The sequence below is a fragment of the Pseudomonas sp. genome (assembly GCF_033723075.1).
In the GTDB taxonomy this organism is placed as follows: Bacteria; Pseudomonadota; Gammaproteobacteria; order Pseudomonadales; family Pseudomonadaceae; genus Aquipseudomonas.
This window is the reverse complement of the sequence record NZ_JAWVXU010000004.1, coordinates 14,010-37,592: the sequence shown is the minus strand read 5'-3', so window position 1 is coordinate 37,592 and position 23,583 is coordinate 14,010. Positions and strand designations below refer to the sequence as shown.

At 58.9% G+C, this 23,583-nt stretch carries 23 protein-coding genes and 2 pseudogenes; 8 read left to right on the top strand and 17 right to left on the bottom strand.

The genetic code is table 11. The features are described 5' to 3' along the window. Positions 1–48 precede the first annotated feature (48 nt). Positions 49–240 carry a CsbD family protein gene (locus tag R3355_RS06100; RefSeq protein WP_318960492.1) on the top strand — a complete coding sequence of 64 codons (192 nt, stop codon included), beginning with the start codon at positions 49–51 and terminating at the stop codon, positions 238–240. Positions 241–400: 160 nt separating this feature from the next. On the opposite strand, the gene R3355_RS06095 is transcribed toward R3355_RS06100, so the two are convergent. Next, positions 401–1,360 (bottom strand): TAXI family TRAP transporter solute-binding subunit, encoded by a 960-nt coding sequence (locus tag R3355_RS06095; RefSeq protein ID WP_318960672.1) that lies wholly within the window; start codon positions 1,358–1,360, stop codon positions 401–403. 635 nt (positions 1,361–1,995) lie between these two features. Between R3355_RS06095 and R3355_RS06090 the strand changes: the two genes are divergently transcribed. Further along, positions 1,996–2,604, top strand: a complete 609-nt coding sequence (locus R3355_RS06090; protein WP_318960491.1) for a DJ-1/PfpI family protein — start codon at positions 1,996–1,998, stop codon at positions 2,602–2,604. A gap of 33 nt (positions 2,605–2,637) precedes the next feature. Here the strand turns inward: R3355_RS06090 and R3355_RS06085 are convergent, their stop codons facing one another. The 5 genes from R3355_RS06085 to R3355_RS06065 form a co-directional block, all read right to left on the bottom strand. After that, positions 2,638–3,045, bottom strand: coding sequence for an NUDIX domain-containing protein (locus R3355_RS06085; protein WP_318960490.1), 408 nt, complete (start codon positions 3,043–3,045; stop codon positions 2,638–2,640). Between the two features lie 85 nt (positions 3,046–3,130). Next, positions 3,131–3,817, bottom strand: coding sequence for a GNAT family N-acetyltransferase (locus tag R3355_RS06080; RefSeq protein ID WP_318960489.1), 687 nt, complete (start codon positions 3,815–3,817; stop codon positions 3,131–3,133). A gap of 155 nt (positions 3,818–3,972) precedes the next feature. Then, a complete protein-coding gene (locus R3355_RS06075) occupies positions 3,973–5,280 on the bottom strand; it encodes a short-chain fatty acid transporter (RefSeq protein WP_318960671.1) in 1,308 nt (435 codons plus the stop codon). Positions 5,281–5,671: 391 nt separating this feature from the next. Continuing rightward, positions 5,672–7,030 (bottom strand): diguanylate cyclase domain-containing protein, encoded by a 1,359-nt coding sequence (locus R3355_RS06070; RefSeq protein ID WP_318960488.1) that lies wholly within the window; start codon positions 7,028–7,030, stop codon positions 5,672–5,674. 393 nt (positions 7,031–7,423) lie between these two features. Further along, the gene (locus R3355_RS06065; RefSeq protein ID WP_318960487.1) at positions 7,424–8,125 is read right to left on the bottom strand and encodes an FMN-dependent NADH-azoreductase; all 702 of its coding nucleotides are present in this window, start codon (positions 8,123–8,125) and stop codon (positions 7,424–7,426) included. 119 nt (positions 8,126–8,244) lie between these two features. Here R3355_RS06065 and R3355_RS06060 point away from each other — a divergent pair, with 119 nt between their 5' ends. Beyond that, the gene (locus tag R3355_RS06060) at positions 8,245–9,144 is read left to right on the top strand and encodes a LysR substrate-binding domain-containing protein (RefSeq protein ID WP_318960486.1); all 900 of its coding nucleotides are present in this window, start codon (positions 8,245–8,247) and stop codon (positions 9,142–9,144) included. A 278-nt stretch (positions 9,145–9,422) separates the two neighbouring features. Here R3355_RS06060 and R3355_RS06055 read toward each other — a convergent pair whose 3' ends face one another. The 3 genes and pseudogenes from R3355_RS06055 to gcvA form a co-directional block, all read right to left on the bottom strand. Continuing rightward, on the bottom strand, positions 9,423–9,953 hold the full coding sequence (locus tag R3355_RS06055) for an REP-associated tyrosine transposase (RefSeq protein ID WP_318960485.1): 531 nt from the start codon (positions 9,951–9,953) through the stop codon (positions 9,423–9,425). A 221-nt stretch (positions 9,954–10,174) separates the two neighbouring features. Next, positions 10,175–10,450 (bottom strand): annotated as a pseudogene (locus R3355_RS06050) (REP-associated tyrosine transposase); the annotation flags it as partial. 433 nt (positions 10,451–10,883) lie between these two features. Further along, positions 10,884–11,816 (bottom strand): transcriptional regulator GcvA, encoded by a 933-nt coding sequence (gene gcvA / locus R3355_RS06045; RefSeq protein WP_318960484.1) that lies wholly within the window; start codon positions 11,814–11,816, stop codon positions 10,884–10,886. Between the two features lie 176 nt (positions 11,817–11,992). Here gcvA and R3355_RS06040 point away from each other — a divergent pair, with 176 nt between their 5' ends. The 4 genes from R3355_RS06040 to R3355_RS06025 all read left to right on the top strand — a co-directional run bounded on the left by R3355_RS06040 (position 11,993) and on the right by R3355_RS06025 (position 14,805). Next, positions 11,993–12,766, top strand: coding sequence for an SDR family NAD(P)-dependent oxidoreductase (locus R3355_RS06040; protein ID WP_318960483.1), 774 nt, complete (start codon positions 11,993–11,995; stop codon positions 12,764–12,766). 13 nt (positions 12,767–12,779) lie between these two features. Then, positions 12,780–13,115, top strand: coding sequence for a carboxymuconolactone decarboxylase family protein (locus tag R3355_RS06035; protein ID WP_318960482.1), 336 nt, complete (start codon positions 12,780–12,782; stop codon positions 13,113–13,115). 307 nt (positions 13,116–13,422) lie between these two features. Continuing rightward, on the top strand, positions 13,423–14,082 hold the full coding sequence (locus R3355_RS06030; protein ID WP_318960481.1) for a twin-arginine translocation pathway signal protein: 660 nt from the start codon (positions 13,423–13,425) through the stop codon (positions 14,080–14,082). A 342-nt stretch (positions 14,083–14,424) separates the two neighbouring features. Next, entirely contained in the window at positions 14,425–14,805 is a 381-nt protein-coding gene (locus tag R3355_RS06025; protein WP_318960480.1) for a hypothetical protein, read from the top strand. A gap of 358 nt (positions 14,806–15,163) precedes the next feature. On the opposite strand, the gene R3355_RS06020 is transcribed toward R3355_RS06025, so the two are convergent. The 6 genes and pseudogenes from R3355_RS06020 to R3355_RS05995 form a co-directional block, all read right to left on the bottom strand. Beyond that, complete coding sequence (locus R3355_RS06020) at positions 15,164–16,048, bottom strand: alpha/beta fold hydrolase (RefSeq protein WP_318960479.1); 885 nt, start codon at positions 16,046–16,048, stop codon at positions 15,164–15,166. Next, entirely contained in the window at positions 16,038–16,631 is a 594-nt protein-coding gene (locus tag R3355_RS06015) for a TetR/AcrR family transcriptional regulator (protein WP_318960478.1), read from the bottom strand. The genes R3355_RS06020 and R3355_RS06015 overlap by 11 nt, the downstream gene beginning before the upstream one ends. Before the next feature lie 395 nt (positions 16,632–17,026). Next, positions 17,027–17,149, bottom strand: a pseudogene (locus tag R3355_RS06010) (NUDIX hydrolase); the annotation flags it as partial. 32 nt (positions 17,150–17,181) lie between these two features. After that, positions 17,182–17,997, bottom strand: a complete 816-nt coding sequence (locus R3355_RS06005; RefSeq protein WP_318960477.1) for a hypothetical protein — start codon at positions 17,995–17,997, stop codon at positions 17,182–17,184. 113 nt (positions 17,998–18,110) lie between these two features. Beyond that, positions 18,111–18,866 carry a hypothetical protein gene (locus tag R3355_RS06000; protein WP_318960476.1) on the bottom strand — a complete coding sequence of 252 codons (756 nt, stop codon included), beginning with the start codon at positions 18,864–18,866 and terminating at the stop codon, positions 18,111–18,113. A 486-nt stretch (positions 18,867–19,352) separates the two neighbouring features. Further along, entirely contained in the window at positions 19,353–19,706 is a 354-nt protein-coding gene (locus R3355_RS05995; protein WP_318960670.1) for a MerR family transcriptional regulator, read from the bottom strand. Between the two features lie 83 nt (positions 19,707–19,789). Here R3355_RS05995 and R3355_RS05990 point away from each other — a divergent pair, with 83 nt between their 5' ends. Next, positions 19,790–20,605 carry an aminotransferase class IV family protein gene (locus R3355_RS05990; RefSeq protein WP_318960475.1) on the top strand — a complete coding sequence of 272 codons (816 nt, stop codon included), beginning with the start codon at positions 19,790–19,792 and terminating at the stop codon, positions 20,603–20,605. Between the two features lie 891 nt (positions 20,606–21,496). Here R3355_RS05990 and R3355_RS05985 read toward each other — a convergent pair. Together R3355_RS05985 and R3355_RS05980 are read right to left on the bottom strand one after the other, a co-directional pair. Then, the gene (locus R3355_RS05985; RefSeq protein ID WP_318960474.1) at positions 21,497–22,150 is read right to left on the bottom strand and encodes a hypothetical protein; all 654 of its coding nucleotides are present in this window, start codon (positions 22,148–22,150) and stop codon (positions 21,497–21,499) included. An 877-nt stretch (positions 22,151–23,027) separates the two neighbouring features. Beyond that, complete coding sequence (locus tag R3355_RS05980; protein ID WP_318960473.1) at positions 23,028–23,351, bottom strand: hypothetical protein; 324 nt, start codon at positions 23,349–23,351, stop codon at positions 23,028–23,030. Positions 23,352–23,583: the final 232 nt, after the last annotated feature.

Below are 23,583 nucleotides of genomic sequence, written 5' to 3'. Positions count from 1 at the left end.
GAGTTTTTCACAACCTCTTCTTTGCAACCCATCGAGAGGAGGTGCGACATGAGCAGCACGAAAGACAAAGTCACCGGTAACGCCAACGAAGCCATCGGCAAAGTGAAAGAAGGTATCGGCAAGGCCACCGACAATCCTCGTCTTGAAGGCGAAGGCCTTGCTCAACAAATAAAGGGCAAGGGCCAGCAACTCAAAGGCGACGTCAAGGACGCGATCAAGCGCCGCGTCGACAAGACCTGATCGAGCCACGACCGACCAAACCCGGCCATTGTCACCAATGGCCGGGTTTTTTATGGGCTATGTGCCCGTCATGGATTGCATGGCAGGTAAGGCTTTGTAGGCGCGGATTTATCCGCGAATTCCACGGCTGAAATGCAACGCCGCCCGACCGCTCCACGGGCTACTCGAGTACGCCGGCTTCCCGGTAGAAACGCTCGGCCCCCGGGTGCAGCGGGATGGGCAGGCCTTCGGCCGCGTGCTCCAGCACGATGCCCTTGGCGGCGGGGTGGGCATGGGCCAGGCGATCGAGGTTCTCGAACAGCAAGCGGGTCATCCGATAGGCCAGCTCGTCGGACACGCTGGTCTGGCTGACCAGGATATTGCTGATGGTTGCGGTCGGCACGCTGTGTTCCTGGCCCGGGTAGGTGCCGGCCGGGATCACCCCGGCCTGGTAGGCGCTGTTGCCGATCCTGGCCACGATGTCCGCGGGGATCGCGACGAAGGTGACCGGCAGCACCGCAGCCAGGTCGCGAATCGCCGCCATGCCCAGACCGGCGGACTGCAGGGTGGCATCCAGCTGGCGGTTGCCGATCAGCTCGACCGACTCAGCATATGGCTTGAACAGCACCTGGCCCATGTCTGCGTAGCTCAGGCCCGCGGCCGCGAAGATGGCGCGCGCATTGAGCTCGGTTCCCGAGCGCGGCGAGCCGACGGAGATGCGCTTGCCCTTGAGATCGGCCAGGGTCCTGATCCCCGACTCGCGGCTCGCCACGATCTGGATGTAGTTGGGATAGATGCTGGCGATGGCGCGCAAGCGGTCACGCGGCGCCCTGAAGCCCGCGTCCTCCACCCCTTGCCAGGCGTGGGCCACCGAGTCGCCGAGGGCGAAGGCCAGCTGGCCACGGCCGATCTGCAGCAGGTTGAGGTTCTCCACCGAGGCCTTGGTGGCGCGCACCGTGGTTTCCGAGCCGGCGATGCCGTCGCTGTACAGGTGCGCCAGTGCGACGCCGATCGGGTAATAGACGCCGCTGGTGCCGCCGGTCAGGACGTTGATGGCTGGCGCGGCACACAGGGTGCTGCTGGCCGCCAGGGTCGCCGCAGCGGCGAGCAGCCTCAGCGGTTTGCTCAGACGCGTGCAGATGGTGCTGTGACTGTGGTTCCGGCCGAGGCGACGCTGCACGAGCGTCGAGCGAGGAGGGCGTACGGGGAGCGGATGGCAGTTCATTGGCAGACCTCTTCTTCTTATTGATTATTGAGTCGCCCCGCGGTCGCGCTGCGCAGGCTGCCATGCCAAAGCAGAGGCCATGCCAGCTTCGGCGACCCCCTGCCCAGAGCGCCTGCGCCGGACAAGAGCCTGATTGATAGGCCGAAAAGCGCCGAGGGACTGCAGCGAAGAAGCGAGAAACCGCCGATAGCTGCGCTTGGCCGGCGGCATGCAGAGGGCGCCAGTTGCCGAGCCCTGGCCGACGATCGGCCCGTAGGTTGGATGGCCACCGCGTGGAGGGGCAGACCGCGGGAGGCCGCCCCACGGAAGGCCGCCCCGTCAGATGGCTCCCACGTCGAGACGTCGAGACGTCGAACCGTCGAACGCGTCCGCGTGGTAGCAGGCCTGTGACGCTCTGCGTCACGGCGTTCACCGGCAGCACACTGTTTCTGAAGCCGTTTAAAAGAGGCAATCCCGCTCGGCCTGTATTGCTATAGCCACTAGCAACTGTGCCTGTCCTCCCGCCCCCTGCCGGGTCGAGAATGGCCGGACTCCATAGCGCCGGGTCTGCCATGCACATCGCCATTCTCACCTTTGACGGCTTCAACGAACTGGATTCGCTTATTGCGCTGGGCATCCTCAATCGCATCAAGCTGCCGGGCTGGCGCGTGTCCCTGGCCGCGCCGAGCGAAACGGTCACCTCGATGAACGGCGTACGACTGCATCGCCAGGCCGCGTTGGACGAGATTGAATCATTCGATGCCGTGCTCGTCGGCAGCGGCATCAGGACCCGCGAGATTGCCCAGGACGCCGCCGTGATGCAGACACTGGCGCGGCTCGATCCCGCACGTCAGCTGATCGGTGCCCAGTGTTCCGGCACCCTGCTGCTGGCGAAGGCGGGTTTGCTGGACGGCATCCCGGGCTGCACCGATCTCACCACTAAACCCTGGGTGCAGGAGGCCGGCATCGAAGTGCTTGAACAACCCTTCTTCGCTCGGGGCAACCTGGCAACAGCCGGCGGCTGCCTGGCCTCCATCTACCTCGCCGCCTGGGCCCTGGCGCGCCTGGTTGGGCGTGATGCGGCGGCCGAGGCGCTGCACTACGTCGCCCCGGTAGGGGAGAAGGCGGATTACGTAGAACGGGCGCTCGGCAATATCGAGCCCTATCTGGGTAGCGGCTGATCTAACGGTTGCTCCGTTCCACCCGCCTTATGGCTATAGAGTCGCTGGCCACAGCAGCGGCAGCACATGCTCGCGCAGCAGCGGTGCCAGGGTGTCTGGCAACACGTCGCCGGGCGCGAGCCAGCGCAGTTCTTCCAGCTCGGCGGCGGCGCTGACGCTATGGGCCAGGCGGGCCTGGAAGACGCTTGCCTCGATCCAGGTATCGGCCTCGTTGGCCGCTGCGGCGCGAAACTGCCCAAGCGGGCGCAGTGCAGAGGCGGGCAGGCTGAGGTTGAGCTCTTCATCCAGTTCGCGGGTCAGGGCGGCTAGCGCGTCTTCGCCGGGCTCTGCTTTGCCGCCTGGCAGCATAAAGGCCTGGGTATTGCGTTTGCGTACCAGCAACAAGCGGCCGGCATCGTCGATCAGGCAGGCGGCTGAAATGGTCAGGGTGGTTGGGGTCATAGGTGCCTTTGTTCTTTTAGGCTTTGGATATTGTCGTGTAAACGCTGTTGGCCGTTCCTAGCCAACCAACTGAAAGCTATAGACATCAATGCAGGATAAGACGCTCGCGGACCAGTGCCTGCGCTTGCTGGGCCATCTGGTCGAGCTGGCGGTCGCGCTGTTTTTCCGCCTCGCTCATGGCCTTTTGGCCGTGCTGCTTCACCAGGTAGGTGTGGATCTGCCGGACTTCCCTGGACTGGAAGATCGGTGCCAGATCTTGCACCGCCAGCAGGCCGTTCGAGCCATGGTTGCGGGTACTCATCAGCACTTGCGGTCCCCGCGCCGCCAGCACCTGAAAACCCATGGCCTCGAAATACGGCACCTTGCTTGCCACACAGGCCAGTTCGGCGTGGGGGTGACGAGTGATTATTCGTTGCAGCATGGCCCGGGCAATACCACGCCGGCGGTGGCTGAGGTGTACGGCCATATAGGCCAGGGTGCAGGCCTCCGGGTCATCCTTGGCCGGCAGGTAAAGGGCAAAGCCCAGCACCTGAGCGGGGTCCAGATCGTCCAGGGCCAGGATCAGCTGCGCGCTGGTATCCAGGGCACTGTCCATGGCCTTCAGATACAGGTGCATCTCGTAGCCAACCACGTACTGGTACAGCTGATAGAGGGGGTTGCTCGGCGTCAGCGACACCGGGCTGATGTCGCTGAGGTAGTCCACCACCATTTGCAGGACCTGGTCTTTCAGAGACTCGGGTGGCGGGTTGTCCAGGTGTACAAGGGTGAACATCGTGAGTCTGGCTCCGGGGGCGTGCCCGATCGGGGCAATCGGGCACGCCATTGTAACGCCCGCGTGGTTTGATCGTTTCCTGCGGTTTCAGACGTGGCAACGATCAACTCTGTGCAGGGCAGCGTGGAGCGGCCCTGCGCAGAGTCATCGCGGCGTCAGAGCCAGGTCAAGCCGATGCTGATGATGATTCCGGTAATCAGCAGCAGCATCAGGCAGTAGCCCATGATGTCTTTTGCCTTCAGCCCGGCAATCGCCAGTACCGGCAAGGCCCAGAAGGGTTGCAGCAGATTGGTCCAGGCATCACCCCAGGCAACGGCCATCGCAACACGGGGTATGCTCGCCCCCAGCTCCTGAGCCGCTGGCAACATGACGGGTGCCTGCACAGCCCATTGGCCGCCGCCGGAGGGCACGAAGATATTCACCAGCCCGGCGCTGATGAAACTCCAGAACGGCAAGCTTTCGGCCGTAGCGATGGAGACAAATCCGGAAGAAATACTGGCTGCCAGCCCCGAAGCGGTCATCACCCCCATGATCCCGGCATAAAACGGAAACTGGATAACGATGCCGGAACCACCTTTCACCGCTTCGTTCAGGCTGTCCAGCAACCGACGCGGGGTCTGGTGCAAAATGATCGCCAGGAACAGGAACATGAAGTTGACGATGTTCAGGTTCAGGCCACCGGCGTTGAGAAAATACTGAAAGATAAAGGCAAGGCCGCTGAAGCCCACAAGCCAGGCAAGAATCCGGCTATTTTCCAGGTGCTCCGCAGGGCGGGTGATAGTGACCTGGGTGTCGGGCAGATCATCCAGTACCTTCGGGTCTACATAGACACTGTCCTCTGCGCTGGGCAGCATCAGGCGATTGACTGCCGGCACCACGATAAACAACGCGAGCACGATGGCCAGGTTGAAGAAAGCGAAAATGGTTTCGCCGGTGCCAATGACCCCAATCACGCTTTCGCTGAAGTGCCCATCGGTGGCGATGACCAGCGGGATCGAGCCAGCCAGGCCGCCGTGCCAGACGATGAAGCCGGAGTAGGCGCTGGCAATCAGCAGCGGATAATGCACGCGGATCTGGCGAGCCAGGGCCTTGGCAAACAACGCCCCAACCACCAGGCCAAAGCCCCAGTTGATCCAGCTGGCGATCAACGCCACAAAGGTGACCAGAACAATCGCCTGCCCCGGGGTTTTCGCGATGGACGCCAGACGGTTGAGGATGTTCCGAACCAGCGGTGTGCTGGCCAGCATAAAGCCGGTCACCAGCACCAGCAGCATCTGCATCGAGAAGCTCAACAGGTTCCAGAATCCCTGTCCCCACATTTCGATAACCGCCATCGGCCCATGGCCTTCAACAATAATCGCGGCAGCAAAAGCCACCAGAGTGAGTATCAGCACGAATATAAAAGGATCCGGCAGATATCGGTCTACCAGCTTCACTAAGGGTTTGGCTGCACGGTCAAGCATGTTGAAGTTCTCCATTATTATGAAATTGTCCCTGGAGTCTTCCGGGTGACATGCGCCGGAGCAATGCCACGCGAAACTGAGCCTGACCAATCACCAGACCCGGGATAGAACATAACTACTGCGGGGTTGGTTGTCTCAGTAATACTTGGGATTAATGTTTCAACGCGGAATTTTGCGGCGAGACAGGCAGTGGTCAGATGCCCACCGTGACGACTCTCGCAACAGCGCCGTAGCGGAGTAACAGCCGCAGGCCGGCCCGAAGGGTGAGCGAAGCGAATCAGGTGACTCGCCGCAAGGGCGAAAGAGCTACTTCATGGCAGTGCAGATGCGGCGGCTATCGGATCGATAAAACCCAAGTCGTAAGTCGACGAAAATCGTGGTCGGTGCACTATTACTTCACCGGCTCCTCGACAACTGTATAGCGCTTGCCCCCACTGCGTTTGGCCACGTACATGGCTTCATCCGCGTGCCGAATCAGATGCAGATCACTCTGGCCGTGCTCGGGGTATACCGCGATACCCAGGCTTGGAGCACTGATCAAGGTTTTTCCTTCCAGGAAGTAGGGGGCGCTCAGGGCAACAAGGATTTTCTCGGCCACCAGGGTGGCATCTTCCTGCCTGCCGATGTTGTCCAGAAGAACGGCGAATTCGTCGCCGCCCAAACGGCCAACGGTATCGGCCTCGCGCACGCACTGCCTGAGGCGGTGAGCGACTTCCCGCAGCAGATGGTCGCCTGTGGTGTGGCCAAAGGTATCGTTGATCTGCTTGAAGTTGTCCATGTCGAGATAAAGCACCGCCAGCCGCAAGGAATCGCTCTGCGCCCTTTGCAGAGAACTTCGCAAGCGGTCCAGAAACAGCGCCCGGTTTGGCAGTTCGGTCAGTTGATCGTATTGCGCAAGAAACTCCAGGCGAGAGTGCGTGCGCTTACGCATTATTGCAGACGCCACCTGGCTCGATACAAATTGCAGCAGCTCCTGGTCCTGTTCGTTGTAACGCACGCTCCCGGAATAGTTCTGCAGCACCAGCGCACCGATGGTATCGGTGCCCGATATCAGCGGCACACCAAGCCAGTCCAGGGAATGCTTGCCTGCCACCGGGCCCATCTTTGCAAGCACCTGTTCGGCCGTTAACAACAGGGCTTCACCGGAGCGAATAACCTCGGCACTGAAGCTGCCGGAGCCCAGCGGCATGGGTGACGGCGGCGCGTCAAGTTGATCGACGTAATAGGGAAAGCTGAGCCGGTCATTCGCGGCGTCGTATAACGCCACATAAAAACTCTCGGCTGGCAGCACCTGACGGATCACCTCGTGCACTCGCCTATATAGCGTCTGCAGATCGCCAACCGAGTGGGCCGCTTCCGATATCGCATACAACGCGGCTTGCATCGCCTCGGCACGTTTGCGCCGAGTAATATCCCGCGCCACACCCACTCGCACCTGCTCGGTCTCAAGCCATTGGGCAGACCACATGATATGCACGATATGACCGTCTTTATGAAAGTAACGGTTCTCATGATCCTGAGAGGGTTGACCCAGATTAATGCGCTCTACGAGCGCCCTGCTGGCGGCGCGATCGTCCGGGTGCATCATTTCAAAGGCGGTCCGCCCCACCATTTCTTCGGGCAGGTAACCGAAAACGCGCTCGCTGGCCGCGCTTACCGATAGAAAGCGACCGTCTTTATCCACTACGCAGACAACGTCCAGTAGCAGGTCCAGTAGCTTGTCGTGGGGCAGGTAGGATTTTGACGTCATGGCGATGACTATACGGTTATGCCTGCAGGGTTCGCTAGCGCGATGATTGCCTATGACCATGACACGGCGTAAGGCCGAAACCAGCAATAGTGGTTATTGGAAGTCGTGGTCCCCCAATACTATTTGACGCCCCCCGATCTATCGTCTTGATAAATCGGCTCAGGCGACAACCAGCCTGACACCGGGGGCCACGAGGATAATAAATTTGTCCCCTTTTTGTACTTTTTGTACCGTCCCCTTTTTGTACCTTTTTGTAGTTCCGTGTTGCCCACCCTGCAAAGCAGCCACCAAGTAGGGTACACGGCCATCCCGTGGAAAATCGCGAAGCGTTTTCCACCGTGGATGTCCGGGCTATTCGCTCGCTGAACCTTGCACGGCGCAGGCCGCCGGTTTTCAGGCCGGCTCTGGCGTCCGGTTTTGCTGCAGCGCCCGCTGCAACTGCGCCACCAAGGCATCGACCTTGTTCAGGCCCTGAGCCACCGACTCGGCCAGCAGCTCACCCCCCACTTCCTGACCCTCGATCGCAATCTGATGCACCTGGGTAATGCCGATAAAGCCGAGGGCGGTGATCAGGTTCGGTTCCAGATGGTTCATATGGGCCATCTCGCCACCGACGCCAAAGCCGATACCGCCTCTGGCCGTGAGGATCATGGCATGCCGTGGCCGGTCGGCCAGCCTCGGTATGTAAGGGTCGAGCGGGTTGCTCTCATCGATGTCCACGGTTCGGCCAGGGCGCACGACCTGGTCGATCCACGCCTTGAGCGCGGCCGGCATGCCGAAGTTGTAGAGCGGCGTGCCGATCACCAGCACGTCCGCCGCAATCAACTCATCGACCAGTTGATCGCTCTCCGCCAGCGTTTCCCGCATCCACGGCTCGCGCTGCTGCTCCGGGGTAAAGGAGGACGCGATCCAGTCATGGTTGATGAAGGACGGCGGGTTCTGGCCGATGTCACGGTAGGTGAGGCTGTCCTGCGCACGGCGGGCCAGCCACTGGCTGACAAACCTTTGGCTGAGGTTGCGACTGTGCGAGCCGTGTTGATCCTTGCCGGCGAGGCCGGGGCGGGCGCTGGCATCCAGGTGCAGAATGTGCGGCATGTCGAGTCTCCTGTTCGAAGTTGAATTCATCTGTTATTCGCAGCAGACTCAGGCTAAGTTCAGCGCCCAAGGGCGACAAACGACGATTATTTTCAGGTATGAATGAGGAGGGCTCATGTATGGCGCAGCGCTGGTTACCTTCGCTTTCTGCCCTGCGGGCCTTTGAGGCGGCCGCCCGCCACGAGAGCGCCAAGCAGGCCGCAGAAGAACTCTCGGTGACTGCGACGGCGATCAGCCACCAGATTCGGGCCCTGGAAGAGTCGCTCGGGGTCGCGCTGTTTCTGCGCAAGCCGCGCCAGCTCGAATTGACCACCCAGGGGCGCGAGCTGCAGCAGGTGCTGGAAAGCGCGTTCGACAGCATCAGCGCAACGGCTGTACGGCTCAGCGCGGTGCCCTGTCGCCAGGCCATTACGCTCAGCACCACGCCTGCCGTGGCGGTGCGTTGGCTGCTGTCCTGGGTATGCCTGCTGCGCGATGCCCATCCGAATATTGACCTGCGCATCCACGCCTCGCATGAGCCGGTGGCGCTGGATGGCGTCACCGCGGATATCGCCATCCGCTATGGCGACGGTCGCTGGCCGGGGCTGGTGGCCGAGAAGCTGTTCGACAACACCTTCATCCCGGCCTGCAGCCCGCACCTCGGTTTGCACGATGCGGCCGAGCTGGCGAAGCATTCGCTGATCCACTTCCGCAATCAGGCCGCTGTTTCTTCACCGCTCGATTGGGCCGCGTGGCAGAAGCAGGCCCAGGTGCCGGGGCTGGATGTCAGCGCCGGGCTGGTCTTCTCCGACGAGACCCACTCCGTCTCGGCCGCCATCGGTGCGCAGGGTGTGGCGCTGATGAGCCGTCAACTGATCGAGGATGAGCTCAGGGAAGGGCGGCTGGTACAGCCCTTCGGTCCGGAACTGGAAGGCAAGCCGTTCTTTCTGGTGTACCCGGAAAACCGCAAGAACGACCCGACCATTCAGGCGGTGCGCGATTGGGTGATGGCGGTGCCGGGAGGGCTGTGTACGCTGTAGAAGCGTAGGGTGGATGACGCTTTTTTCATCCACCATATGGCCGCGGCGGTTATCCAGCCCAGTCGCTGGAAATGCTTACCCGTAGGGTGGAAAACCGCGAAGCGTTTTCCACCAGCGCGCTCACTCTCCAAAGCCCTCGCGCTCATTCGAGGGTTCTACGTACCAGTCCCTGGTGTAAATCCCCATTGCCACCGCTCGGTGAACGCTCGAATAGGGCCAGCCTGTAGGGTGGATGACGCTTTTTCATCCACCATTGCGGCGGTTGTCCGGTTACAGGCTCACTCGCCATAACCACTATCGACCTGCTCCGGCCCGACGCACCAATCCCCGGAATAAACACCCATTGCCACTGCCCGGTGAAAGCTCGAATAGGGCCAGTCCGCCAGTCGTTCGACATAGCCATGCTTCAGCGGGTTGGAATGGATGTAGTCGAAGTGGCGTTGGTAATCCCCTTCATCGCGGATCAGATGTTCCCAGTAGCGCCGCTGCCAGATGCCGCGTTCGCGCCTCCGTTGTTGATTGACGGTGCGTACTTCGGTGATTGGCACGCGTTTGGCGAAGGCGAATTTGATGACCTTCCAGCGCAAGGCAAAGTCGGCATCGCCTGGCGGCAGCGTCCACATGCAGTGCATATGTTCAGGCAGTACCACCCAGGCATCGATGTGGAAGGGATGCCGCAACCGCACCGCGCGTACCGTCTCGCGCAATAGATCGATTTCACGGATCAGCAGGTTGCTGCAGCGGTCTCGCAGGTTGACGGTAAAGAAGTAAGTGGCCCCGGCAACACGGGCGCGGCGGTAGTTGGGCATGACGGCTCATCCTTGAGCGTTTGGGTAATTGAACCATGGTGGACAAGCTTCGCGTTGTCCACCCTACACATGGCCATCACCGAGTAGGGTGGATGACGCTTTTTCATCCACCATTGCGGCGCTTGTCCGGGCTACTCGCTGCCAATGGCCACCACCCTGTAGGGTGGATGACGCTCTTTTCATCCACCATTTAGGTAGGCAGTTACACCCAGGCTACTTGCTTCGGTGATTGGCACGCGTTTGGCGAAGGCGAATTTGATGACCTTCCAGCGCAAGGCAAAGTCGGCATCGCCTGGCGGCAGCGTCCACATGCAGTGCATATGTTCAGGCAGTACCACCCAGGCATCAATGTGGAAGGGATACCGCAACCGCGCCGCGCGTATCGTCTCGCGCAATAGATCGATTTCACGGATCAGCAGGTTGCTGCTGCGGTCTCGCAGGTTGACGGTAAAGAAGTAAGTGCCCCCGGCAACACGGGCGCGGCGGTAGTTGGGCATGACGGCTCATCCTTGAGCGTTTGGGTAATTGAACCATGGTGGACAAGCTTCGCGTTGTCCACCCTACACATGGCCATCACCGCGTAGGGTGGATGACGCTCTTTTCATCCACCATTTAGGTAGGCAGTTACACCCAGGCTACCTGCTGCATGGATGCAGGAACGGGCGGCGCCCGTCTGTGGCTTAAAGATGCTGCGCCAGACTTAGCAGGCCGTTGAAAAACTACCTGCGTTGGCAATACTGCGTTAAAAACGGCCTCGGCAAGCCGCTTGCGGCTAACGCGCTTCAGCGCGACCCGAAGGGCGAGCGAAGCGAGTAATGCTCATTTACAGCCAGTAAACTCGCGTGCGAGCCCAGTCCGCTTCCTCGGCCGTTTTTGCGGGGACGCCTAGTCATTGTCTTGCCTGCCTCGCCTACGTTTTTCAACAGCCTGCTAGGTATCTGACGCAACCTTGGCGACTTCGCTGAGTAACCAGTCGCGGAAGGCCTGCACTTTTGGTAACTCACCACTCTCGGGGCGATACACCACGTAATAGGCCTGAGTCAGCGGGCAATCCCGGCCTTTATCGGCGAAGGGACGAATCAACCGACCCGTCTCCAGATCGTCCTTGACCATCACGCTGCGCGCCAACGCCAGCCCCTGGCCGTCTATCGCCGCTTGCAGCACGGCTGCCGAGTTGTTGATGCGCAGACCGTGATCTGTCTTCACATGGCCATTGCCTGAAGCATCCAGCCACATTCGCCAGGTTGGATAGTCGGGGGAGCTGGCCATCGTCAGGTCATGGATCAGCGTGCAGCGCGATATCGCCTCGGACGACAGGCGACCGTCTTCCAATAGCGGATAGTTCGGCGCGCAGACCGGAAAAATCACTTCGTCCATCAGGCGAACGGCACTCAGGCCGGGCCAGTTACCGGCGCCGTAGCGCACGCCGACATCCATGCGGTCAGCCTGAAAATCCACCGGCCGCGAGTTGGTGTCCAGTAGTACGTCCAGATCCGGATAGGCCTGCTGAAAACGCTCGATGCGCGGTAGCAGCCATTTCGAGGCGAAGGCTGGGCTTACGGTGATGGTCAGTTCGGCATGCACCCCAGCGTCCTTGAGCCGAGCCAACCCCAAGCTCAGCCGTTCGAATCCCGCTCGGATATCGGGCAGCGCCGCCCGAGCCGCGTCAGTCAGCAGCAGGCGCGCAGAGCCGCTGGCTGCGCGAGTGAACAGGGCGATGCCGAGCCACGACTCCAGATTGCGCACCTGTTGCCCCACCGCCGCTGGCGTGACGTTCAGCTCGGCTGCGGCGGCAGAAAAGCTCTGATGTCGCGCCGCGGCTTCGAAGGCGCGCAGGGCATTGAGGTAAGCAGGCGTCGTCATTGAAAGAAATTCTATCTCGTGAGGAAAATTCTTATGCGTTGTTGGTGATGCTGGGTGAATCAACAATGCGCACCAGGTCGGGAGCCAGACATCGCGAAGATAGCAGATGCCGGAGCTTCCTCAAGGCCTGGATAGCCATCATCCCTTGCGCTCAGCACCACTGAAGAGATCAGAATATGAAAAGTTTTTCTAACAAGGTAGCCATCGTAACTGGCGGCAGTTCGGGCATCGGTAAGGAAGTTGCCAAGCGTCTGGTGGAAGCTGGCGCGTCGGTCATTATCGGCGGTCGCGACGCGGCCAAGCTGGCGCAGGCTGCCCGCGAGATCGATGCCAGTGGCAGCCATGTGCGTACCTTGGCCGGCGACATCGCCCAACCCTCCACCGCTCAGGCGCTGGTCGATTTGGCGGTAAGTGAGTTCGGCGGTGTGGACATCCTGGTCAACAACGCCGGGGTATTCAATCCGAAGCCGTTCCTGGAAGTAAATCCGGCCGAGTACGACTGGTTCCTCGATACCATCCTCAAGGGCAAATTCTTCATGGCCCAGGCCGCAGCCAAAGCCATGCAGCCGCGCGGTGGTGGCGCCATCGTACAAACCGGCTCGCTGTGGGCCATCCAGGCCATCGGTGCCACACCGTCGGCTGCTTACTCCGCCGCCAATGCCGGCGTGCATGCCCTGACCCGCAACCTGGCCATCGAGCTGGCAGCTTCGAGCATCCGCATCAACACCGTAGCCCCGGCCGTTGTCGAGACTCCGGTATACGGCACCTTTATGGATGCAGAGCAGGTCAAGGAAGTGCTGCCGACCTTCAATGCCTTCCATCCGTTGGGGCGCAATGGACAACCTGCCGATGTGGCTTCGGCCATCTTGTTCCTCGCCTCGGAAGAAGCCTCCTGGATCACCGGTACCGTACTGCCAGTCGATGGTGGTGTTACCGCCGGCCGGAATTAAAGGGCCAGCGCAGATGAAGAGTTGGAAGGATTATGTCGCCAACCTTATGGGCCGCGTCGGTGAGTTCGGCAAGTTGGCTCCGGAGGCTATGCGCGGGCTGAACGCTCTCGGGCACGTGCCGGCTAAGCACTTGGAGCCGAAAACCCATGAACTGATCGCACTGTGCGTCGCAGTGACGACTCGTTGCGATGGTTGTATCTCGGTACACACCCAGGCAGCGCTGAAGCATGGCGCGACCAAGGCAGAAATTGCCGAGGCCTTGAGCGTGGCCATCGCACTGAATGCCGGAGCAGCGCTGACCTACAGTGCTCGGGTGTTCGACGCCGTCGCGGCCTTCGAAAAGCCGTGATGCACTACGGGCGTTTTAGGACGCCCGTATTTGTTTGCTGGAGTCATTCATGCGCAAGCAAAAGATCGCCATCGTCGGCGCTGGCCTGGTCGGCTGATGGGTGTCCCCTATTGTCCTCGGTGTTGGAAACCAGGGTGGACAAGCTGCGCGTTGCCCACCCCGTGGAAAACCGCGCAGCGTTTTCCAGCGTGAATATCCGGGTTACTCGCTAGACTGAATTCATACACGCCAGGCCCTTCACATGCGCCGCTGCGCCCGACGTGCAGGCATGGTCACGACCGGGGCATGCCCCGGCCAGGAGGCGGAGATGGACAAGCGGCAAATGGCAGGCGCCGGCCTTTCGCGGCGTCACTTTCTCTATGGTGGCGTCATCCTCGGCGGTGGCCTGCTGGCCTCGCCGGCCCTGGCGCGGCAGATCTGTCGGCCTACCGAGGGCGACATCCTCGGGCCCTACTACCGTTTCGGCGCGCCTTTCCTGGCGAAACTGGCCGGCCCGGAGGAGCCCGGCGAGCGACTGGTGGTGAGCGGTACGGTGCTGAGCGCGGACTGCCGCACGCCGATTGCCAACGCCCTGGTCGAGGTCTGGCAGGCCAACAGCACCGGCCTGTACGACACCCAGACGCCGGGCAACTTCACCGACAAGGGCAATTTCCACCTGCGCGGGATGCTCTACACCGACGCCCAGGGCCGTTACCGCATCGAGACGGTGATGCCCGGCCGCTACCCGGTACCGCCGAATCTGCCGGGGCTGGAACGCTACGCCGGGATCACCCGGCCGGCGCATATCCACTTCCGGGTGATGGAGTCGCTGCATGTGCCGGTGACCCTGCAGCTGTACTTCGAGGGCGACCCCTACATCGCCAAGGATCCCTGGGCCAGCGGCCACCCGGACAGCGCGATTGCGCTGCAGGCGGACGGCGAGGGGCGCAGCGGGGTGTTCGATATCGTACTGGCGCGGGGGTTCTAGCGACACCTGCCGCCCGCCAGTCGAGCAACCCCGGACCAAACTTGCCGCGGGCTCATGCCGGCTCTTGCCCGGCGGCCTTGCGCACTGTCGAGGCAGTCTGATGGCTCCCACGCTCCGGCGTGGGAGCACGTCTGTGACGCTCTGCGTCACGAACCGTGGACGCTGGAGCGTTGAGGGCTGCATTCCCACGCGGACGGTTCGACGCCTCGACGTGGGGACGATCAAAAAGCTCAAGCGGGGGCGACCTCATTTTGGCAGGCGATGGGCAGGCACTTTTTGACGGTTTACTCTGGTTCGTTGCTGAAGTAGTTTGAGATGCACTCTTTAACAGGAGTTATTGGCATGATTGGCAAGCTACTTTCGACGGGTTTCAGTTTGGCCACGTTGCCCGCCAGGCTGACGTTTCGCAGCGTCCGCGCCTTGGCCATGACGCCTGCTGAAGCCAGCCGTCTGCTGGCGGACATGCGTGAGGCCTCGGATCAGGCGGTGCAGGAGATCCAGGGACTGTTGGCCAGCGTTGATGCGGAGATGACCCACAAAGCGGCGCACCTGAGCGCTGCCGACAAACGCCTGGCGGCCGAACTGGCCCTGCACGCCGCCGAACAACACTTGAGCATGGCAGCGATCAACATTCTGCGGGCTGTCTGGCTGACGCTCAACTCGACCCCAAACCTGCCGCCAGCCGAGCTTGATAAGCGGATTGAACAGGCACGTAACGACTAACGCTCGAATACCAGCTGCTGGTTCTCCCGTCGATCCGCCCGTGTGGTAGCAGGTCTTTGATGCTCTGCATCACGACTTATGGGCTCAGAGAGGGCCGAGGTCAGAGTTGATCTCAGCTATATCGACTCTGACCCTGAGGGTTGTTTGCCGTTCGCTCTATCCTCCACAAGTCGCCCAGACAACGCGATCCAGAATCCCGCCAGGAGGCCGAAACGCAGCGAGGCGAAGCAACAGCCGCAGGCTGGCCCGCAGGGTGAACGCAGCGAGTAAAGAGAAAGTAACCCGCCGTAAGGGCGGAACCCGTAATAGCGGTTAACGGAAATCGTGGTCTGCCCCCCCAATTATTCCCTGCCGGGGTTCAGGCGACCTGACGCTGGCTGCTGAGGCTGATGAACCAGCTCAGCGCTTCGTCCCACAGCGGCTGCGAGCTGCTGCGGAAGTAGCCCATGTGGCCGATCGCACCGAGGCCCTCGGCCCGTGAGTCAATGGTGCGGGGTTGGTAGGGCGCATTGCGGTAGTGCGCCATGAAAGCATCACGCGAGGCCGGCGGTGCCCATAGGTCGTCCAGGGCGTTGGCGGCGACGATTGGCGTGCGTACGCTGGCGAAGCGCTCGGCCATGCCCGTTTGCTCGGGGTCATCGAAGAAATAGCGGGGGAAGCGGCACCAGTGTTTCCACTGCTGGTACACCCCCAGCGGCAGATCCTCGCCCATGCCCAGCTTGCTCCAGGCCAGGTAGCCCTTGCGCTTGACGATCAGTGGCCCAATCAGGTTCCACATCAACTGCACACGCAGGCGTTCGACGAGCGGCATCCAACCGTGCCAACCGGCACCGGTGCCGAACGTGAAGAAACCAGCGACCCGCTCATGTCTCGGCAGCAAGCCGAACGCATGCCCGCCGAAGGAGTGGCCGATCATGTAGGTGGGCAGGTCGGGTTGATGCAGGTGGTCGAGGGCCGCAGCCAAGTCGTGCCAGGCCCAATCCAGGTACTGCATCTTGAAGCCGCGCAGGCTGCCTTGCTTGGACTGGCCGATACCCCTGTAGTCCACGCTGAGGGTGGTGAAGCCCTGCCGCGCGGCATATTCGGCGAAGCGTCGATAGAACCCCTGGGGCACGCCGGTGGCACCGCCAATCAGCAGGCGTGCGCGCGGCTCAGCCGCGTGGTAGAGGGTGGCGCGCAACGGGTAGCCGTCGCCGGCGTTCAGACTCAGCTCTTCACGGTGGGGCGCGTGCTCAGGCTTCATGATGGCTACCTCGTGGGTAATGACGGATCAATTCGAACAGCGCGTCACTGGCGCGCACCAGCGGTTCCCGGCTACCGGCCACGCGGGCTTGCAGCAGGCCACCCTCGTAGAGGGAAACAAACAAGTTGGCGAAATTCTCGGCAGGCTCGGCGGCAAAGCCGACCTTGCGCAGTTGTGCAGCCAGCGCGGCGCGCAGGCGGACAAAGCAGCCAGCCAAAGCTGCACGGATTGCCACGTCCTCGGGCCTGCTTTCCAGGGCCACCGTGGCCAGCGGGCAACCGCGCTCGAACTGGCTGCTTTCCAGTTGTTGCAGGGTGGTGTGCAGCCAGCGCCGCATGGCTTCCAGCGGTTCCGGGTGGCGGGCGAACAGTTGGGCGACGAAGGCATCTATGCCGTTGCCGATATGTTCGATGGCGGCCACCGCCAGCTCGGTCTTGCCACCGGGAAAATGGTGATAAAGGCTGCCCTTGGGCGCTTGCGCGTGGGTCAGCAGTTCATTCAGGCCGACACCATGCAGGCCCTTGCGTTGCAGAGCGTCGGCCATGGCGGCGATCAGTTTGTCGCGGGTGGTGAGTGGGTTCATGGTCGAATTATATAGACCGGTCGGTCTAGTTTGGAGGCGGTATAGCGGTCAACCTGCATGGCAAATCAGTCAGTTTGCGGCTGGCTCGGCACGCGGTGCCTTGGGGCAGTGCGCATTGGGGCTCTGATGGCTCCCACGCTCCAACGTGGTAGCAAGCCTGTGGCGCTCCGCGTCACGATGTTCGCAACTGTTGCCAAACGAGGAACGATGGTCCAGGGATGGCCCACCGTGACGACCCTCGGAACAGTGCCGGAACGAGGGAAGTCGAGCGCAGCGAAACCCGTATGCCGGGCGCGCTTTCTCTTTGGTCACTTTCTCTTTCGCGCGAGCAAAAAGAAAGTGACTCGCCGTAAGGGCGAAACCAGTAATAGCGGTTAACGGAAATCGTGGTCTGTCCCCGATCCATCTTTCCCGCCAGGCAGCATAAAGGCCAGGGTGTTGCGTTTGCGGACGAGGAGTAGGCGGTCGGTGTCGTCGAATAGGCAGGCGGCGGAGATGGTCAGTGTGGTTGGTGTCATATGTGTCTTTTTTCTTAGGTGTTTGGCGCGCGCTATTTAGTTTTGGCCTTGTCGATATTCTTTTTCATAGCGAAAAAGCCCTCGCTTGAGCAGCCAAGCGCTTCAGCTTGAGCGAAATACTTTCGAGCAAGCTCCTTCGATTCATGCGGTGCGAGCATGAAGTAGGCTTGCGCTTGAGTCTCTTGAAAGCTCATGAGGAGCGGCGCTACTGCCTGCATACGCTGCACGGGTGACAACCCGGTCAGGGCCTCCATATCGTTAAGGGCAATATCCCGTTCAAAGCAGTCAATGGCGGTGAAGGCTTTTAGCGGGTAGTAAGCCTCGTAGGGATCTGGCCGGGTGAGGATTGCGGCCAGTTGTTTGCGTGAGTCCTCCATTTCCTGAATCAGAGCCGTAATATCTTTGCCCATGTTTAGGGTTGAGCAGTAGCTGTTTTTCCCCACCGCTGCGGCGAGCAGCCCGCTGGCGGCGGCTTTATCCAGCAGTGCGCAGGCTTTCTCTTTATTTGCCTCACGGTTTTCGCCGGCTAACGGTGCTCGGTCTTTTAGGGTTTGGGCGAATAGAAACTGCGCTGGCGGGAAGCCCAGGTCTGCAGATGCCTTTAGCTGCTCAATGAGTTTGGGGGCGTATTCAAGCAGCAGGGCGCGGGCATCTTCTTTGGAGTTCGCAGGTAGGTTATTTATTTCTTCCAATGTATTGTCGCTAATCTGCTCTATAAGGCTGGCGATATTATCTCTGGCTTCGATGGCTGCTTGGTATTCAGCTAAGCCAGGCTCGCTATTGGCATTGCTCGGGGCAACTGCGGCTAGCAAAGCGGAAAAAAGTAACGCTTTGGGGTATCGGCTCATAATTGATATCGCTCATTTTGAAGCCCCGCATTTGACGGGAAGGTTTGGGAAATATTTGAGTGTCGGAATCAATCAACTGCATGGGTATCGCTACGCTCAATCGATTCTACGAGTTAGCGTGTGGCTTGAGCGTTCGGGGTTTTGGGTGAAGGGATAATGGTTTCTATCCGGTAGTTCTTGAGCGGCAAGATCATTGCTTTGCCGTCGAGATAAAGCGCTATGCGCTCGTTTGATGAGTCAATCACGAAGCCCCTAGCAATTTCGACGTCATCGTCCAATAGACGCACGCAATAGTCTTGGCGGCGGTCGGCCTTTTCACAGCCAAGTGCAAATATGGAAATATTTCTTTCGATCGCCATTTGCGCAGCTTTGTATCCGGTATATCCCGGAATGATAAGGAATATGTTCGCGACTAGTGGCAGTAAAAGCAGAATCAAGGTAAGGCCACCGGATATGGCAAGAACGGCCAGTGGGATGCTCAAGAATTTTTTCTCACTTATTATTGTGCCTGTGTTCTGAAAAAAATCGGTACGAGCCAGCCAGGCGAGTAGAGCTATTTCAGCTATAAGGAGTGTGGCTATTCCTAAAGTTGACAGCACAACACTGAAGTCGGTTAGGACGTCAAGCCAATTGCTGCAGATTTTAATTAGAGCTACGTATGCGTAAATAAAGTAGTCGGTGGTGGATTTTTCAAAAAAGCTAGAGGTAATGCCGAAGTGGTTTACCCAGGCTTGATGGTAAGCCACCCCAGTTAGATAAATGGCAGAGTAGCCGAGTAGGCCGAATAGAGGGGTGAAGATGATCCAGAATGTTTTTACAAAAATTGGTTCTTTGCCGATGTTATTGGTTTTGTTATCTGCTTCTTCCATGATTTAGCTCTGCTTTGGTTTTTGCACAGTTTGCTGATTTATTTTCGAATCCTCAAGCGCGGGACCGAACAAACTGGCAGGCGACGCGGTTATCCGATCCCGCCAGGAGGCCGAAACGTAGCGAAGCGGAGTAACAGCCGCAGGCTGGCCCGTAGGGCGAGCGCAGCGAGTAGTGGAGGTGCTGTGTAGAGGGGCGTTTGGCATGGATGCCAAACGAGGAACTATGGGTGGGGCCGCCTAGGCCAGGGATGGCCCACCGTGGCGACCCTTGGAACAGCACCGGAGCGAGGGGAGTTGAGCGCAGCGAAACCCGGATGTCGGGCGCGCTTTCTCTTTGGTTACTTTCTCTTTTGCGCGAGCAAAGAGAAAGTGACTCGCCGTAAGGGCGAAACCCGTAATAGCGGTTAGCGGAAATCGTGGTCTGTCCCCAATTGTTCCGCCTCTGGGGCAGCGAAAAACCGTGGTCTGTCCCCTGATTGTTCATCCTCAGTCTCGCTCAACTTCGTGCAGGAATTTCTGCAGAATCTTCCGGCTTTGGGCCAGTTCCGCTGCTTTCTGATCGGCAATGCGGATTTGCTCGTGCAGGACGCTGCGCAACTCATCGCATGGCTCGAACGCGAGACCTTCCCCTCTCACGCATGGCAAGAACTTCAAGATGGTCGCCAGGGTCATGCCGGCCGCGCCAAGCAATCGGATGCGTTCGACGGTTCGCAATTCCTCTGGTGCGTAATCGCGGTACCCGCTTGCGGTGCGCTTCGGCTTCAGCAGCCCTTCTGTTTCGTAGTAACGAAGCATTCTTATGCTCACGCCAGAACGCCTGGATAGCTCACCTATTTTCATCGCTTCTTCCACCTTGACTCTGACAGCACTGTCAGGGTCGATGATAGGGGCTCGATCAATTGAACACCATCAGGAGCTACTTCATGGCGATTCATCCGCACACGTACCTTTCCTATATCAATGGACATCCTGCCACCGCTTCGCAATTGAACCCTCTGGCTTTCGCGGGGTTTGCTCACTTCACGGCGATGCAGGTGAGACGCGCCAAGGTCAAGGGGCTGGATCTTCACCTCGGCCGTCTGCGCAATGCCTCCCTGGCGTTTTTCGGCCGGGCACCGTCCGATGAGCTGCTGCGCTCATACATTCGGATGGCGATTCAAGAGGGGGCGAGAGATCAGTCGCTGACGGTCACCGTTTTTTCACCTCACGGCGAATTCATTGCCGATAGCATGAATGTGGAGCCTGCCGTGTTTGTCCGTACAGCAGCCCCATCCGATGGGCCGAAAGGTCCGTTGCGGTTGAGCGCAATTGAACATCAGAGGCCTCTGGCTGCAATCAAGCATGTCGGTGAAGTTGGCAAAACCTATTACCTTCACCAAGCCATACGGCAGGGCTTTGACGATGCGGCTTTCGTGAATGAACGCGGGTGTTTGAGCGAGGCCACGATATGGAATCTGGTCTTCTGGGATGGTGACGCAGTGATCTGGCCCAGGGCCGAGATGTTGAAAGGCACCATGATGGGCATCGTTCAGCGCCAACTTGAACGCCTTGAGGTGCCGCAGCGCCACGAGTTAATCACCCTTGAACGACTGAAAGAGCTCTCCGGCGCGGCTGTGATGAACTCATGGACGCCGGGGATTCCAGTCACCGCCATTGCCTCCCATACCATTGGAGAGGCCAGATCGTTCATCGAGCTGCTGCACAAGGCCCTCGAGGCTGAACCGGCCGAGTTCCCTTGAGAATGGCTCAAGACGGGAAGGGGGAGCGGTTTAGAAGATGAATCTGCCGCTTATGTGGTGATCTTGATACCGGTTCCGCCCTTACGGCGGCTCACTTTTGGCAAACGCCCGGATGGCCGGCCCCGCCAAAAGTAAGCAAAAGGTCTTGCCCCTTGCATCCGGCCCGCCTGCGGCGGGTTCCCTCGCTCCATCATTGCTCCAGGGGCACGACCTAGGCGGCCCCCCACGAAGGACCATCCCTGGCCCATCGCGGCTCTCGCGGCATCCATGCCGCTCAACCCCTTACGCAATGATTCCACTCGGCCTCCTGATGGGGCGTTTGGCGTCGCCTGTGCGATTGCGGTTCGATGATCAAAAGCAGAGCCACAGCTTTTTGATGGGTATCGCTGCGCTCAACCCATCCTCCAATTCTGCGGATACCAGCCGGCCCTGTAGGAGCGGCCCATGGCCGCGATGTTTTTGCTGTTTGCTCTGTCCTCCACAAATCGTCCAGACAACGCGATCCCGAATCCCGTCAGGAGGCCGAGTGGAGGTGCTGTGTAGAGGGGCGTTTGGCATGGATGCCAAACGAGGAACGATGGGCCAGGGATGGCCCACCGTGACGACCCTCGGAACAGTGCCGGAGCGAGGGAAGTTGAGCGCAGCGAAACCCGGATGCCGGGCGCGCTTTCTCTTTGGTTACTTTCTCTTTCGCGCGAGCAAAGAGAAAGTGACTCGCCGTAAGGGCGAAGAGCTTAATTCGCGGCTGTGAAGATGCGGCGGCTATCAGTAGTTAAAAGACCACGTTGTTGAGCTAACGGAAACCGTGGTCTGTCCCCGATTATTTTACAGACGAAAAAAAGCGCAGCTTTGCGAGTCCAGTGAGCGAAGCGAGCGATGTGGCACGTGTTGTTATGCATCGCTGCCGAACGGTCGGATAGTTTGAATATTTTGACTTTTTAGTTTTTCCTCAAGATTTGCTTTTTGCTTTTCCATATTTTCTTTTTGAAGTCTGGTGTGCCAGATCATAAATAGTTTCATTGTTGATGTAAATCTATTTTCGCCGTCGGTCATAGGGATTAGAAGCGGCAGTAATTTCGATATCGAATCACAAAAGGTTACTGAAATAGAGCGAAAAGCAATCTCTTCGTCTGCAACTCCGGATGTGAAATAAACCGAGAACCCTTCCATTGAGTTCATGGTGCTAACAAATTCTTGTGTGATTAATCCTAGTTTTTCTATTTCTTTCTTATCTGCGCATGGGGTTGTGGATAGCTTATTATCTGCAATGGTTACTTTTGATTTCGTGAAATAATTTACTTCTTCCGATTTGATTTTTTTGAAAAGAGCGCTTTGTAGTGGGATGATTTCTGATCCATATTTGGCGACTTGCTCTGATGTCACCCTGAGCGAATCTCGCTTTGCGGCTATTCTAGTTGTTTCTCGCTGGGCCTCAATTTGCTGTTTTGCAACCTTTATTTGAGATAATGCCAAGTATGCGATTACCACTAGAGCTGGCCCGCTTATAAAGTAAATTATCTCAAGAACGCCTCTTATCTCTGGCATTTTATCTCCTTGCATAAAGTTTGACATGAGAGGCTTGGCCCGGCTTGCCGGGACATGTCCTCTGGATGGAAGGGTTAGGCCTCACTACGCGGGAGGTAGATAGCTAATGACGAGCGCATCACGCGGCGCTGGCGTATCAGCGAAGGCTTTCATGTAACTTCCTTGAGGAAGCGGTCGGCCTTGATGACACAGGCAAATTCCCCCAATGACTTCTGCGATCGTTACGCAGCGACCTTCAAGCAGTAGCTTCAAGTCGCTGTCAGTCCATGGGTCTGAAACGACTCCTCTGGCATTCGAAACGGAGAACGCATCGTCATGCCAGGCACAAGCAGACCCTTCGTCGGGAAGATATGACGGCTGGCTGCCGAACTCGTGCTCTAGATAGAACATTTCCCAGATGGCCGTGTAGTGACGCTGTGTGCTCTGACGAATTAGTTGGTCGTGAAAATGAGAGGCTCCAGTCGACTTTTGCCTTGAATCCCAGGCGTTCACATGAGTGCTAAGTCGCGGCCACTTCGCCTCAAATATTGAAGCTTTGAACTCCCGATCGTTCTCGAAAATGATGCAGGCATCTGCGCCCAGTGTTCGTTCGGCACTGGGGTTCAGTACTTGAACCCTGGCCTTTAAACCTGGGATACCTCGCGAATTGATTTCTCGTCGTAGGGCGCTCGTGAAGTTCGAGGTGTAGTCGTTCTCGCTGACTATGAACCCGCCAGCGAGATCAGTTCGGCAAAGCTTGTCCGCCCACGTCGCGCAGTCCTGGAGGCTGTAAATCACTGATGGCGGGAAGAGCATGGGAGCTTACTCTCTGTGAGGCCTAAGGTTTGGTTATGTGGCGGGCTTTAGCCCGTCCCGAGCGAGCGGCTTGAACCACCAGTTAGGTTTCATCCGTGGTTTCGGAATAATTAAGGTCTACCAGCGTTACGCCTTTATGCTGTGAGATTGACAGGACAGACTTTGCGGAACAGCCTTCGCACCAGAGATGAATATTTAGACCATGGCGTCGGCGACTTGGGTTTCCAATAAGTGATGTGTCCATAACAGACTTGCCATCGGCAATAGTAACGTGCATTCCATGATTTGCGTCTTCGCCGCACTCAAATACCTCAACTTTGTCATGATGAAGATAGTTGAATCCACAATTGGGGCACAGCAGTTCTGCACCATAACCTTCGTTGTAATCACCAAAACTAAGTTGCATAGGGATTCCTCGGAGTGTGCTTGAAACCTAACAGTGATTAAATGGAGTTCTTCGTTAACCCGATGGTGGAAAATTCTAGATAACTTCAACCCACGTCATGCCCCGCTTCCAACAATTTTCTTCAGGAGCATGATGTCAGCCTCCTTGCGCTACGCCCGGCCTGCAACTGCTTGGCTACCGCTTTACGCTCAATAAAAAGCCCCGTACTAGACGGGGCTTTATGTCTCTACTC

What these genes read in the sequence shown, in the direction of transcription:
- R3355_RS06100 (WP_318960492.1), top strand. Translation starts at nt 49, where the DNA reads ATGAGCAGCACGAAAGACAAAGTCACCGGTAACGCCAACGAAGCCATC.
- R3355_RS06090 (WP_318960491.1), top strand. Translation starts at nt 1,996, where the DNA reads ATGCACATCGCCATTCTCACCTTTGACGGCTTCAACGAACTGGATTCG.
- R3355_RS06085 (WP_318960490.1), bottom strand. Translation starts at nt 3,045, where the DNA reads ATGACCCCAACCACCCTGACCATTTCAGCCGCCTGCCTGATCGACGAT.
- R3355_RS06080 (WP_318960489.1), bottom strand. Translation starts at nt 3,817, where the DNA reads ATGTTCACCCTTGTACACCTGGACAACCCGCCACCCGAGTCTCTGAAA.
- R3355_RS06075 (WP_318960671.1), bottom strand. Translation starts at nt 5,280, where the DNA reads ATGCTTGACCGTGCAGCCAAACCCTTAGTGAAGCTGGTAGACCGATAT.
- R3355_RS06070 (WP_318960488.1), bottom strand. Translation starts at nt 7,030, where the DNA reads ATGACGTCAAAATCCTACCTGCCCCACGACAAGCTACTGGACCTGCTA.
- R3355_RS06065 (WP_318960487.1), bottom strand. Translation starts at nt 8,125, where the DNA reads ATGCCGCACATTCTGCACCTGGATGCCAGCGCCCGCCCCGGCCTCGCC.
- R3355_RS06060 (WP_318960486.1), top strand. Translation starts at nt 8,245, where the DNA reads ATGGCGCAGCGCTGGTTACCTTCGCTTTCTGCCCTGCGGGCCTTTGAG.
- R3355_RS06055 (WP_318960485.1), bottom strand. Translation starts at nt 9,953, where the DNA reads ATGCCCAACTACCGCCGCGCCCGTGTTGCCGGGGCCACTTACTTCTTT.
- gcvA (WP_318960484.1), bottom strand. Translation starts at nt 11,816, where the DNA reads ATGACGACGCCTGCTTACCTCAATGCCCTGCGCGCCTTCGAAGCCGCG.
- R3355_RS06040 (WP_318960483.1), top strand. Translation starts at nt 11,993, where the DNA reads ATGAAAAGTTTTTCTAACAAGGTAGCCATCGTAACTGGCGGCAGTTCG.
- R3355_RS06035 (WP_318960482.1), top strand. Translation starts at nt 12,780, where the DNA reads ATGAAGAGTTGGAAGGATTATGTCGCCAACCTTATGGGCCGCGTCGGT.
- R3355_RS06030 (WP_318960481.1), top strand. Translation starts at nt 13,423, where the DNA reads ATGGACAAGCGGCAAATGGCAGGCGCCGGCCTTTCGCGGCGTCACTTT.
- R3355_RS06025 (WP_318960480.1), top strand. Translation starts at nt 14,425, where the DNA reads ATGATTGGCAAGCTACTTTCGACGGGTTTCAGTTTGGCCACGTTGCCC.
- R3355_RS06020 (WP_318960479.1), bottom strand. Translation starts at nt 16,048, where the DNA reads ATGAAGCCTGAGCACGCGCCCCACCGTGAAGAGCTGAGTCTGAACGCC.
- R3355_RS06015 (WP_318960478.1), bottom strand. Translation starts at nt 16,631, where the DNA reads ATGAACCCACTCACCACCCGCGACAAACTGATCGCCGCCATGGCCGAC.
- R3355_RS06005 (WP_318960477.1), bottom strand. Translation starts at nt 17,997, where the DNA reads ATGAGCCGATACCCCAAAGCGTTACTTTTTTCCGCTTTGCTAGCCGCA.
- R3355_RS06000 (WP_318960476.1), bottom strand. Translation starts at nt 18,866, where the DNA reads ATGGAAGAAGCAGATAACAAAACCAATAACATCGGCAAAGAACCAATT.
- R3355_RS05995 (WP_318960670.1), bottom strand. Translation starts at nt 19,706, where the DNA reads ATGAAAATAGGTGAGCTATCCAGGCGTTCTGGCGTGAGCATAAGAATG.
- R3355_RS05990 (WP_318960475.1), top strand. Translation starts at nt 19,790, where the DNA reads ATGGCGATTCATCCGCACACGTACCTTTCCTATATCAATGGACATCCT.
- R3355_RS05985 (WP_318960474.1), bottom strand. Translation starts at nt 22,150, where the DNA reads ATGCCAGAGATAAGAGGCGTTCTTGAGATAATTTACTTTATAAGCGGG.
- R3355_RS05980 (WP_318960473.1), bottom strand. Translation starts at nt 23,351, where the DNA reads ATGCAACTTAGTTTTGGTGATTACAACGAAGGTTATGGTGCAGAACTG.